At 37.8% G+C, this 12,934-nt stretch carries 11 protein-coding genes; 3 read left to right on the forward strand and 8 right to left on the reverse strand.

Annotation, left to right across the window (positions count from 1 at the left end; genetic code table 11):
- Nucleotides 1-107: 107 nt before the first annotated feature.
- Nucleotides 108-665: a GNAT family N-acetyltransferase gene (locus AACS92_RS00800; RefSeq protein ID WP_099108219.1), complete on the forward strand. Its 558-nt coding sequence runs from the start codon at nucleotides 108-110 to the stop codon at nucleotides 663-665.
- An 11-nt stretch (nucleotides 666-676) separates the two neighbouring features.
- Here AACS92_RS00800 and AACS92_RS00805 read toward each other — a convergent pair whose 3' ends face one another.
- The 6 genes from AACS92_RS00805 to AACS92_RS00830 all read right to left on the reverse strand — a co-directional run bounded on the left by AACS92_RS00805 (nucleotide 677) and on the right by AACS92_RS00830 (nucleotide 8,026).
- Nucleotides 677-2,005: an MFS transporter gene (locus AACS92_RS00805; protein ID WP_099108220.1), complete on the reverse strand. Its 1,329-nt coding sequence runs from the start codon at nucleotides 2,003-2,005 to the stop codon at nucleotides 677-679.
- 9 nt (nucleotides 2,006-2,014) lie between these two features.
- Complete coding sequence (gene uhpB, locus AACS92_RS00810; protein WP_099108221.1) at nucleotides 2,015-3,538, reverse strand: signal transduction histidine-protein kinase/phosphatase UhpB; 1,524 nt, start codon at nucleotides 3,536-3,538, stop codon at nucleotides 2,015-2,017.
- Nucleotides 3,538-4,146, reverse strand: a complete 609-nt coding sequence (gene uhpA / locus AACS92_RS00815) for a transcriptional regulator UhpA (RefSeq protein ID WP_099108222.1) — start codon at nucleotides 4,144-4,146, stop codon at nucleotides 3,538-3,540. The genes uhpB and uhpA overlap by 1 nt, the downstream gene beginning before the upstream one ends.
- 139 nt (nucleotides 4,147-4,285) lie before the next feature.
- A complete protein-coding gene (gene uhpT / locus AACS92_RS00820) occupies nucleotides 4,286-5,662 on the reverse strand; it encodes a hexose-6-phosphate:phosphate antiporter (RefSeq protein WP_099108223.1) in 1,377 nt (458 codons plus the stop codon).
- Between the two features lie 249 nt (nucleotides 5,663-5,911).
- Nucleotides 5,912-7,078 (reverse strand): AAA family ATPase, encoded by a 1,167-nt coding sequence (locus AACS92_RS00825; protein ID WP_099108311.1) that lies wholly within the window; start codon nucleotides 7,076-7,078, stop codon nucleotides 5,912-5,914.
- Nucleotides 7,079-7,279: 201 nt separating this feature from the next.
- On the reverse strand, nucleotides 7,280-8,026 hold the full coding sequence (locus tag AACS92_RS00830) for an OB-fold protein (RefSeq protein ID WP_193756829.1): 747 nt from the start codon (nucleotides 8,024-8,026) through the stop codon (nucleotides 7,280-7,282).
- 686 nt (nucleotides 8,027-8,712) lie between these two features.
- On the opposite strand from AACS92_RS00830, the gene cycA reads away from it, so the two are divergent.
- On the forward strand, nucleotides 8,713-10,113 hold the full coding sequence (gene cycA / locus AACS92_RS00835) for a D-serine/D-alanine/glycine transporter (protein ID WP_099108225.1): 1,401 nt from the start codon (nucleotides 8,713-8,715) through the stop codon (nucleotides 10,111-10,113).
- A 67-nt stretch (nucleotides 10,114-10,180) separates the two neighbouring features.
- Here cycA and AACS92_RS00840 read toward each other — a convergent pair whose 3' ends face one another.
- Nucleotides 10,181-10,570, reverse strand: a complete 390-nt coding sequence (locus AACS92_RS00840) for a nuclear transport factor 2 family protein (RefSeq protein ID WP_099108226.1) — start codon at nucleotides 10,568-10,570, stop codon at nucleotides 10,181-10,183.
- A gap of 119 nt (nucleotides 10,571-10,689) precedes the next feature.
- On the opposite strand from AACS92_RS00840, the gene AACS92_RS00845 reads away from it, so the two are divergent.
- Entirely contained in the window at nucleotides 10,690-11,193 is a 504-nt protein-coding gene (locus tag AACS92_RS00845; protein ID WP_099108227.1) for a GNAT family N-acetyltransferase, read from the forward strand.
- 117 nt (nucleotides 11,194-11,310) lie between these two features.
- On the opposite strand, the gene speD is transcribed toward AACS92_RS00845, so the two are convergent.
- Complete coding sequence (gene speD, locus AACS92_RS00850) at nucleotides 11,311-12,786, reverse strand: adenosylmethionine decarboxylase (protein WP_241537824.1); 1,476 nt, start codon at nucleotides 12,784-12,786, stop codon at nucleotides 11,311-11,313.
- Between the last annotated feature and the right edge of the window lie 148 nt (nucleotides 12,787-12,934).

Consider the following 12,934-nt stretch of genomic DNA (forward strand, 5'->3'; position numbering starts at 1 on the left):
TTATAAAACCGCTTTATATAGTGGAGATAAAATCATATTGACTATTTTACGACTAAAATTCATTATGAATTTCACAATAAATTAACATTGGGTTGGTAATCAAAAAAATGCCGTTTGAAGATTTAGAAACTAAGCGCCTTTTATTAAAAAAATTGGCTCATACCGATGCGATTCACATACAACAAAAATTTCCTCACTGGGATATTGTAAAATACTTAGACAAGAATGCAGTCCCCTGGCCATATCCTGATAATGGTGGCGATATTTTTGTCAATAACGTTGCCATACCTGCAATCCAAGAACAAAAAGCCTATATCTGGTCACTCAGAATGAAAGCTAGGCCCGATGAGTTCATTGGTATCATTGGGTTATATAACACACAAGATAATAATCGCGGTTTCTGGCTCTCTCTCGAATATCAAGGGCATGGGTTTATGCGTGAAGCCTGTGAAAAGGTTACGAGTTATTGGTTTACAGAATTAGGCCAGACAATACTCAGAGTGGCCAAAGCTAAAGTCAATGATAAATCAAGAAATATTTCATTATCTGAAGGTATGAAGGTGATAAGAACTGGTAAAAAAGAATATGTTTCAGGGGAGTATGATAATGAAATATGGGAACTAACCAGAGAAGAGTGGCTTAACCGGCAAATATCACAGCGTTAAAATAAGAGCAGTTAACCCTGCTCTCTTTGCTGAGGAAATTGAGCCTGTAAAAAAGGCAGCAATAATAAACCAATCATGACAGCGCATACAGAGATGGTAATAAACAACCCCGTCCAATGATAGTTCTCCAAAATAATCGCAAAAGGATAACCACCAAGTGCCGCACCTGTATAGGCAAAGAGACCAACAAATCCCGTCGCTGCTCCAGCTGAATCTTTATGTGAACATTCTGCTGCTGCCATACCAATCAATAACTGCGGACCAAAAACGAAAAAACCGATAGAGAAAAATCCCAACGATTGAAAAACTAAATCTGTTACAGGCATCAACCATAAAGCAGCTACTGACAAAAAAATACCAATTGAAAATATTAAATTAATAGGACCTCGATTGCCGCCAAATAACTTATCAGAACCCCAGCCGGCAACCAAGGATCCCACAAAGCCTCCAACTTCAAAAAGTGATACGACAAAGTTGGCGCTCACTAAATCATAATGATGATATTCTGTCAGATAAAGGTTTCCCCAATCGTTGATAACTGTGCGAACAATGTAAACCAGCACATAGCTACAGGAAAGTAACCAGATATATTTATTCCTGAAAACATAATCTCTTAATATTTCTCTGGTACTTAACCCCTTCCCTTGATTTTCATGTTTTTTTTCCAGAAAATCATTGCGATACTGCCCAATAGTTGGCAACCCCATTGAAGTCGGTTTATCACGTAATCGCCAACATAGTAGAATTCCTCCTAAGATCCCCAGACAACCGGGCACAATGAAACCTTCACGCCAGCTGAAGTGCAAGGTGACAAAACCAACAAAGAGTGCAACTAATGCACTCCCAATGTGATGCGAAGTATTCCACAATGACCACCAAAAACCACGTTCCGAACGCGAATACCAAGTGGTAAGTAATTTAATACATGAAGGAGAGGCCCATCCCTGAAACCAAGCATTCAATATCCATAAACAGCTAAACATGACAACAGAACTGGACAGACCGAAAAAAACATTAATGATACCGGTAGCAATTAGCCCAATACCCATGAAATAACGTGGATTAGAGCGATCAGAGAGAATACCGGAAATAAATTTTGAGCAACCATAAGCAATATAAAATAACGTACCAATCAACCCAATTTCAGCTTTATCAAGACCCAGATCACTGATCAATTCTGGCATTGCGTAATTAAAATTTTTACGGGTAAAATAAAATAACGCATAGCCCACATATAAGCTCAACATTATATGCAGACGCCAGTAACGATATTGCTCCCTAATTTCTATCGTAGACAAATGATTTGGATTAATTAGTTTAGGCTGAGAAAAAACTGTCATGATCATTTCTTAAAGTTTAGGCAAAATGATCGATAAATCCGTACCAGAGCGTGTAGATTCATTTTGCTGTTTCTCACTATGAATTGAAAAATTACCACCGAGGGCCTGTACACGCTCACGCATACCTCGCAAGCCAAATCCCTTCATATGATCTTCAGCTTTACAGCCAATACCATTGTCTTTGATCAATAAACGGATCATTTCCTTAATAGAAAAATGCACTTTAATACAATCAGCCTGAGAATACTTTAATGCATTATTCAATGCTTCCTGACAAAGGCGGTATAATGTAGCTTTCGTTGCATCACTTAACTGTTCAATAACAGCATCGGAATCGATTTCCCAATTAATTTCTACTGATATGCCGTTTGCTTCAAATTCCATATCCCGCAATAACTGCTCAATAGCTTCCTTAAGGCCAAAATCGTCGAGTACTTTAGGCCGTAATCTGCTCAATAACATTTTGGTAGTATCATAAACATTCAGAGATAATGTTTCGATAGTTTTGGCACAATTAATAACCACCGGCGTTGCACCAACACGTTGGATAATATTTGCCTGTGTCCGGATAGCTGTAATATTTTGACCTATTTCATCATGTAATTCGCGGGCAATCTCCCGTCTTACTGATTCCTCTGCTTTTACTAACTGGCGTGACAGACTGTGATTACGAGATAATTCCCTCTTTAGCTGCATATTCAGATCACGCTGACGCTGAACAGCCATTCCAAGGATTATTCCTGTCAGAGTCTGGGTCAGAAGAGATAACAGCAAATCCGTAATTTCCATATCGGAAACACCGCTGCGAGCAGCAATTAACGCAACACTATTCAGTAAAGTGCCAAGCAATGCTCCCTGCCAACCGTAGCGAAAAGCCAATAAAATAATCGGAATAGCAAGGCAGAATGGCGCAAAATAGCGGAGTTCGTTAGGTATCCAGATCTGAAGAAAAATATTTAATACAAATAATAGACTATAAAAAATAACCTGTTTCAGATTGAAACGAATTTGGTGTGCAATAACATTGGCAGTCATGGGTAGCCAGACATTCTGGAATAAATAATGCCAAACTAAGTAACACAAAGGAACCAGCATAACGCCTCCGGTTAAACTCACCAAAAGTGCGATGGTTACAGCCGGATTATGATTGATGACGGATATAACATTAACAATTGAAGTGATTACAATCACAAGGGCCATCACAGAAAGTCTTTGCCACTGATTACCACAATAATAACGACTGGCGGCCCAGACTATGGGAAGGCTGACTATACTGGCTGTTAATACAGTTAGCCACTGAGGCTGCTTCATTAGTAAGGCCAGACCAATTGTAAGCAACCATTCTGTACCATATAGTGTTAGCCAATATTTCTGCGGGATATGTAAAGCAATGCCAAGACGTAGTGCAAATGGAAAAAACAAAATAGCCAGCTCTAAGTCATTGACAAAGTAATAAGCTATCACCCATAAACAGAACCACCAGCAGGAAAACAGTAATCCACCACAAAATGAACTGAGCAAGTATCGATACATTAGAGATCACTAGAGGCAAAATAATTTGCTAGGCCCACGTTATTTGTTACGCCCAATTTACTTATTGCATTAGCCCGATGAACATGAATTGTTTTATGACTCAAACCCAGCTCAGCAGCTACTGCTTTAACATCCATTCCTGTGGCAAGCATTTCCGCGATTTGCCTCTCTCTCTTGGTTAAGTGATCCAAAGAAGCAGGATTATTTTTTGATGATGTCAGTTTTAGCACAATATCCGGCGAGAAGTAAAAACCATTATTCACAACAATACGCACCGCCTGTACCAATTCATCCGGGCTACAGCGTTTGCTTAGATAACCCCGGGCTCCCGCCTTCAGGGCTTTTTCTACCATGGTGGCTGAATCGTGGACGCTCAGCATAATACAACCAATGCCGGAGGGAATATCCTGCAATAGTGATAATCCACTTTCATCAGCCATTGAGATATCAAGAATACAAACCATTGCCCCTGAACCGGGCAGACCATATCTTGCTTCGGCGCATGAACTGAATTCACCAACAACTTCAATATCAGGCTCTAAGCTTAATAATTGGGCAAAGCCAGAACGTACTACCACATGGTCATCGACTAATGCTACTTTAATCATCGTTATTTATTGCCAGATCAGAAAACCCGTATAAATTACTCTCATTAATATAGCTGTGCAATAGACTGGGAACGATACGTTTCACTCAAAAACGCTACTGCGAATAAAACAGTAGCGTCATAACGATTTTTAACAAGCTTTATAGCGCTTTCCTGCTACTACGAATTTTTCTCTCTTCAGCAATAGCAACAAACGCAAGTAATGTAATACAGATAAATGCAGAAGTATCAAGTGCGACAAAAGTACCTTTCCAGCCTGTTAAACCAAAAATAGGCACTCCATCAGCAATCATTCCCAAACCTAATTTAGCAAAACTATCACCGATTAAATAAGCAAACGTACCTTTAACACCATCTGCAACACTGATCGCTTTTTTCGGTACAAAGCCAACAGCTGACACGCCAATCAGTAATTGTGGGCCAAACACCAGAAATCCGAGTACAAATAGAGAGCCTAAATACATAAACTCGCTGGTTGCATGCTGGTAGAATTCAAGGCTAACAATAATTAGGCCCAGTGAGACACAAGCAACAAGAGCGCGACGACCATTTGCTAAATCTGACAAATATCCCCACATCAGCGTCCCGACTAACGCCCCAACCTCAAACATTGTAAAGCCGGAAATAGCAGTTTCTTTTGAATGTCCTAATTCCTGATACGCATATACCGTTGACCACTGGTCAATGCCAATTCGCACGATATAAAGAAAAATATTGGCAAAACAAAGAAGCCAGATCACTTTGTTTTTCAGAATATACTCAACAAAAATCTCCCGCTTAGTCATTTGATTTTCTTCTGCTGCTATATCCTCTTCGCTGATCGACTCACCAAATAACTCTTCTGCTTTACCCAGACCATAACTTTCAGGCGAATCGCTTCCATAACGTAAACCAATAAAACCAATGATCAGAGCAATTATGGAAGGGAAAATAAACATCCCGATGACATGACCATCAAATAAATAGTGCGCTCCAAACAAAGCAACTCCTGCCGCACCTGCGCCACCCACATTGTGCGACATATTCCAAAGCCCAAGATAGGTGCCTCGTTTGCTACGCGGAGTCCATTTGGTAATGGTGGAATAACTTGCCGGCCCACCTATACTTTGGAAAAAACCACTCAGCGCATAAAATGCCACCATCAAAAAAATACTGATCCCAGAGCTGCCCATACTCATACTAAAACCGAGCATGGCCAGGCCAGACAAAATCAACATAAATGGCAAAAATTGTTTGGTATTTTTTCCATCTGCATAATAAGCCACTAACGTTTTGCCTACGCCATAAGTGATAGAGAACCCCAACCCTATCAACCCAAGCTTCGTCATCGACAAACCATAAGTAGAAACCATATCGTTCTGGGCAATATTGAAATTCTTGCGCACCAGATACATCGCCATATAGCCAATGAAAACCACCAGATATGACTGCATAAAAGGCTTAAACCACATCTTACGGCGTATATCGACTGGAAGATCCAACGTCGGTTGACGAACTTGTTCCAGAATTTTAATCATATGAAATCCTCAGATAACCACGACAAAGAAAACCTTTTTAATGCAGGTGGAAATCAAAAAGGCGGCTCGCTAAAACGCGAATTTTTTCGTAGGTATTGTTATTACTGAGATTCTAAGAAAGGGGTTAAAAATTGGCTTGAGCTATTGTCTTAGATAAACTAGGAAATTTTCCTAGTTTTGTCTTTATAGGAAGTAAAGCGTGAAAAGAATCACAATCTCTCAGCGAAACAACCTGAGACGATAGATATTTTAATTCCTATCAGGCCAGTGCCATGATGGCTCTTCCAGTATATCCCTACCAATGATATGAGTTTCACCTAGTTGCTTTTCAAGCTGAATAGTCTGACAAAGCGAAGAGTGCTGTAGTGCTGAAATCAATACTGGAGAGTGTGAAACAACCCAAACCTGAGTCTGAGCTGAAACCTTTATAATCAATTTAGCCAATGAAGGTAAAAGTTCTGGATGCAGGCTGGTTTCTGGCTCGTTTAATATCATCATTGATGGTGGACGTGGTGTCAGTAATGCCGCAATCAATAACAAGTAGCGTAGCGTTCCGTCGGATAATTCAGCACCGGAGAGCGCGCGCATTAAACCATACTGACGAAACTGTAATGTAAATAGCCCTTCGTTGGAACGGGTAATTGCCAAAGAAGCTCCCTGAAAAGCATCATTAACCGATTCATCCAGTAATTGTGCATCACCTATTTCGCGGATAGTTTGTAAGGCAGCAGCCAGATCCCGCCCATCATGATGCAATACCGGAGTGCGGGTACCAATCTGAGCTTTTCGGGCAGGAGCATCACTATCTGTCCGGAAATGATCATAGAAACGCCAACCACGAATAAACTCACGCATATGAAAAACTTCCGGAGCCATTAAAGGATCAGAAAGCTGATCAAACATACTGGTGAAACTATTAATATGTTCTGAAGTAATTTGCCATTTTCGCCCATCACGAACCCGGATTATTGCCCCTTTTCGTTCTACCAATACACCAGCCGGATGATAACGCCCTCCTCCCCAAATACATTCCTGTTTAATTTCTGGATCTAGCGCAAAAGCAGAGCTAGACGGGTGAGGCAGACCAAGGGAGATGGAATAACCAAACGAATCTGTCGCAAACCCAAGACGTAATCGTTTTACTTCTTTTCTAACCCCACCCTGTACTGGCATGTGCCCTGCACGTACCGCACCTGAAAAATTTTCCGGCCCGGCCCAAAATGCAGAATCCAGCCCACCTTCCAGCGCTAGAGAATTCACTACACCACCTTGAGCTGTTTCAGATAACAAACGTAATGCACGATATAAATTAGATTTACCGCTACCATTTGCGCCTGTAATCACATTAAGAGGAGCAAGAGTAATACGAAGGTCACGAATAGAACGATAATTATTGATAGCTAATGTCGATATCATAAGATCAATATCTTCCTGATTATCACTTTTATTTTTAGCAATCATTAAATCAATAGAAATAATGAGAAATAATGATATCCGTGGGGATATCATCCTTACCTAAAAAAATATAAATGGCAATCATTTTTAACAGAAAAAAATCCCATACAAGAATCACTCGAAAACATAGTTATCAAGCTAATCATTTCATTACAATATTTATTACTCTAACATTTCTTTATACCACTCTATTTGATTTCTGTTTTTTTCTACATACTTTTTCCACTCTGAGCTTTTTGATTTATTCAGACAAGAGATATCTATTTTTTTACAAATAAAGAAATTATTAGTGGATAAATCAACTAACTTTGTTAATACAACTATATTAACACCTACTTTATTGGATTCATTCTTATCTCCACTAACCACTCTATTAATCTGAGATATAATAGACTTAGTAACTTGTTCTTTTGCTTTATTTTCTGATATACAACGCTTTAAAAAAGGCTCACCAACAGCAGTTCCGGCAACTTCACAGGCTAAAGTAATTTTTTGTCCTTTACGTAATGTTAACGCATAATCCTGAAAATCATTACTCAGTGTTGCATGTACAGTATCTAAAAACCCTCCAGCACTTAATGCAATGAAGACTTCACCATCAGAAGAGTAATTATTTATACTTTTAATAATTCCGAAAACGATAACTTTCTTATATTTTAAATCATTATTTGCTTTCACTTCATTTTCGGAATACCTTCTGTATAAATCCTTTGCAGTTATATGAATATACCCATAATCACTAGACTTTCTTTTGCCAGAAAAAAACAGTTTAACCTCATTATCAACAAGCGATTTTGCAAATTTAGCATCATTTTCAGTAAAAGGAATAATCCCACTGTTTGCCACAGCAACTTGCCAAAATAACACAGAAACCACCGCAACAACCAATTGTGCTAGTTTTCTAATCATAATCAATAACCTAAATTTCAAACCAACAAAACTTCCACATTTAAGGAGTCCATTACTGATAAATTTAATCCACATTACTCTGAATAATAGTCAATGTAAAATATTACCAGTTATTATCATTAAACAATAACATAACAATATAATTTATCCCTCTTATCCAATGAAGTTAAAATTTTAGAACAGTAATATTGACTATTAACAATCTAAATTACTGATTGAATAATTGATTGATTATCTATTTTTAAGATTATTTGCAAAACCCCATCATTATTATCAAGACCGTTATAAACAAAGATATATTTACTCATGTCTTATTCTCCTATTTATATTATCTCCTATACACTACATTGGCTATTTTGCTTTTTACATATGATTAATTAATGGTCTACTTTAAATTTCATCAAGCAATATTTATATCTGAATTCTGGAATAATGAATCCGTCGAAAGTGAACTTTTTCATCCCAAAGTATGCCATCGCTGAGAGACAGAACATCAACATATGTATTTATAAAAATGAGGATTGGGATGAGTAAACAGAACCATCAATATTTAGCTCAAAATACGTTCTATTGGTTTTTCGTGTAAATTCCTTCTGTTAATAATGTAGTTGTCTATGTCACAATGGCGTCTTAAACACAGCCTGAGGGTATTAAGGCCATGCTGTGAGAATAAATTGGATACAACTATGGAAGAAAATATACAACCCACACACCCACCTGAAACTGAAGGCTCGCATCTTCAGCGAAGCCTGACTAACCGACATATACAGCTTATTGCTATCGGGGGCGCTATTGGAACCGGCCTGTTTATGGGGTCAGGTAAAACTATTTCCCTTGCAGGGCCTTCGATCATTTTCGTTTATATGATCATAGGGTTTATGCTGTTTTTCGTGATGCGGGCAATGGGAGAGCTATTGCTTTCTAATTTGCATTATAAATCATTCAGTGACTTTGCAGCTGACCTCCTGGGGCCATGGGCCGGTTTTTTTGTGGGCTGGACTTATTGGTTCTGCTGGGTAATTACCGGTATTGCTGATGTTGTTGCCATCACCTCTTATGTTGGGTATTGGGCACCTGGTTTCCCTGAATGGGCGACCTCTCTTTTATGCGTTTTGATTTTACTGACACTGAATCTTGCAACAGTCAAACTGTTTGGTGAATTGGAATTTTGGTTTGCGATGATCAAAATTGTTGCCATTGTTGCCTTAATTGTAATTGGTGGCGTGTTGATTGGTAGTCATTTCCGGTCTCCCGCTGGGCATGTTGCTTCCCTTTCCAATGTCTGGGGCGATGGAGGCATGTTCCCTATGGGGTTGAGCGGATTCTTTGCCGGCTTTCAAATCGCAATATTTGCTTTTGTTGGGATTGAATTAGTCGGGACAGCGGCGGCAGAAACCAAAAACCCGATGAAATCGCTGCCGAAAGCAATTAATGCCATTCCTGTCCGGATTATTACATTCTACGTACTCGCATTGATTGTCATTATGTCAGTCACACCATGGCGTGCAATTGTGGCGGATAAAAGCCCCTTTGTGGAACTGTTTGTTCTGATAGGGTTACCTGCCGCCGCCAGCATTGTGAATTTCGTAGTACTGACTTCTGCTGCATCTTCAGCAAACAGCGGGGTCTTCTCTACCAGCCGGATGTTATTTGGTTTAGCTAAGGAAAGAAATGCACCAAAACAGTTCAGCCAACTTTCCCGGCGTTCAGTTCCTGCATCAGGTTTGATTTTTACCTGTTTATGCCTCTCTTGCGGCGTTATTCTGATCTATTTTATTCCTGATGTAATGCGTGTTTTTACATTGGTAACAACGATATCAGCCATTCTGTTCATGTTTATCTGGAGTATGATTTTGTGCTCCTATCTGGCCTACCGTAAGCATCGTCCTGAACTGCATAAAGCATCTATTTACAAAATGCCGTTTGGTATCGTGATGTCATGGGTTTGTCTGGCTTTTTTTGCTTTTGTCATAGTCCTGCTGTCTTTACAAGCAGATACCAGACAAGCATTAATTGCAACTCCTGTCTGGTTCATTATTTTAATGATCGGGTATCAAGTTGTGAAAAGGCGCAAAACCCACCGCTGATAAGAGAAGAATGATAAAAATCTATGCATAATAGAATGGCCCGGAATCCGGGCCATTTTTATGGGTTCTATTGAGAATCCGCCATTTTTGTCCCCTGATGGAATCTGAGTTGCCATACACCCGATGCTGATAACTGCCAGGTTGATGAACGCAATGCTTCGTTATATGACTGCCCTTGTTTATTTACTTCATAAGATTTATAGGTAAGCAGCACAATATTTTTATCCAAAATCTGCATATTAAAATCTTCTGAAAAAATTTGAGAAATAATATTTATTTCTTCCTTTAAAGATTCCACCACAATTTTCTTCGTATAAAGATAACCAGACTTCCCTATTTCCAGAAAATCATCATGTAGGATGCGATTTAACCATTCAATATCATATCTTTTTTCTCCATGCAGGCTGATTTCAAAGCTTTTTATTATTGCAAGTATGGCTGAATTTTCCTGATCCATTGATATCCTTAAATTCTAGTAATTAAGGAAAGACAGTATTATTTATTTTTTAAACATTATATTTACATTTAATGTTTTATCGGGTAATTATGGTAGAGTCAAATTCAGGAGAGATATATATGAAAACTAAAATCAGATCTGCTGAAACTGAAGATGCTGAGCATTTTCAGCGAATTTTTGGTCATCCCGATGTTTATTTCTATACATTACAACGCCCATGCCCATCTCTTGAAATGTGGCGTGAGCGTCTTAAGAATAATAGAACACAAGGGGTATTCGACTTCGTGGCAGAAATAGACGGTAATGTTGTTGGTACTCTGGGGTTATATAGTTATCCCAACCCAAGACGCAAACATGTTATCAGCCTCGGTATTGGTATTGATCCCGATTATTCAGGCCGAGGTATTGGCTCAGAAATGATGGCATTTGCTATTGACTATGTTTTCAACTGGCTCGGTTGCATCAGAATTGATCTGGAAGTTTTCACAGATAATGAAAAGGCAATTGCTCTTTACACTAAGTTTGGATTTGAAAGGGAAGGTATTCAACGTAAAGCAGCCCTTAAACAGGGACGGTATTGCGATGTTATGGATATGTCTTTAATAAATGAGCCAATTTTATAAAATCTCATTAGGATTAGAACAATTATTTTCTTAAAGACAGAAAAATATTTCTTTGTTGCAATCATTTTATTTTCTATATGTCTGGCCAGATAATCTATCAGCCAGACATGAGCTATATTAAAACCCTCGTTGCAATATTTTGCACTCATATTCCTGTGAATTTAATTGGCTCTGCAACTGCCTTATAAGTGTATCCTGATGATTAAAATCACTATAGATTAATAAATCAAGTGCTGCATAGCTATATTTTGGCCACGTATGAATAGCAAAATGTGATCCAGCCAATATCATTGCTCCACTGATACCACGTGATTCCGATTGATGAAAATGGTAATTAATCACATCAAATTCACACTTGCGAGAAATATCAACCATCATATTCTCAATAGTTGATATACATTTCAATTTGTCACTTTCACAGTTTTTCATTTCTATGATGATATGAGTGCCAAACTGTCTTGTTTCTGGAGGCAAATGGATTTTTTCTTGCCCCTGATATTGAAATTTGGTTCCGCTACACTTGTTACAACCTGTTTCTATCAGCTGCTCTATAGTTAATATGTCTTTTCCATATCCAATTGTAAGCCGATTGTTGCACGATTTACATTGATAAAATTTTATACGTGGATTAATTTCTCCGGTATATATTTTATTTGAGTAATCAACATTACCTGAAATGGTTGGATATGTATTTTTTGTGACAGAAAGAATATATAAGTCACTGACGTTACCTATAATACTCCCACCATAATATTTATTAAATTGTGGATAGATACTTTTGATAAAAAGATTCTGGTCACTAAAGAGTTTTTGTACCTCATGATTTTCTTTAGGTTTTTTTTGTCCAAATGACAATAATATTTCACTCCCCTCATTTTTAGAAAAACTAATTGCCCTAGACAAAAATAATTTTAATCCACTAAAAGTGTAGGGTGGATCTGTTAAAATCACATCAAATGACCTGACATATTTATTTGGTTCTTTCAGATCTAAATACTCAGTATTAATCGTAAAGCCATTTTTCATTGATACATCTTCAATAAATTTCAACAGATCTTCATCAAGATCTTTAACATGAATATTTTTATGATCATAATGGCCCAGCTTTTTAAATGCCATCATTAAAGCCACAGATGTCAGATCATCATCACCTAAAAAAAGGATTTTTTGTTTGAATATTATCGGATTTTTGAGTAGTAGCATTACCCTGCGCACCGATGTATCCAAAGTAGCGTGAGCCTGATCCAACAACACATTGACGCGAGGGCGGCTATCATATATAGGAGCAAGCAAACCGGCTAAATCATCTTTAAATTTTTCACATTCTTCTTCTGAAGATAATGAATTATATAATTCATAATCAACAAGCTTATAATTAAGTTCATTCTGAATATATTGAACACCCTCTAACTTGAGTTTAAATAACCCTTTATTTTCCGCAAAATTCAATTTTATCAGTTCTTTTTTAAATGCGGATACGAGAGGAATAGGCAACCCTATCTTTAATGATAGTTCTTTATTTGATACGCAATCATCTAAATATAAATAAGAAAGTAATTTTTCCAGTACTTCAATAGGTTGCTCTAATTTCATATTATTCTTTATAGTACAGAGTATATTCATTTTAATCTCTTATATGACGTTCAGTCCTTCATATCAACAATATAATAAAAATGATTACCTATTAATTTACTTACCAGCAACATCAATATTATAATTTGCAAGCAATCTATGTTAAATA

It is taken from the genome of Xenorhabdus sp. KJ12.1 (assembly GCF_963876495.1).
GTDB classification, from domain to species: domain Bacteria; phylum Pseudomonadota; class Gammaproteobacteria; order Enterobacterales; family Enterobacteriaceae; genus Xenorhabdus; species Xenorhabdus stockiae.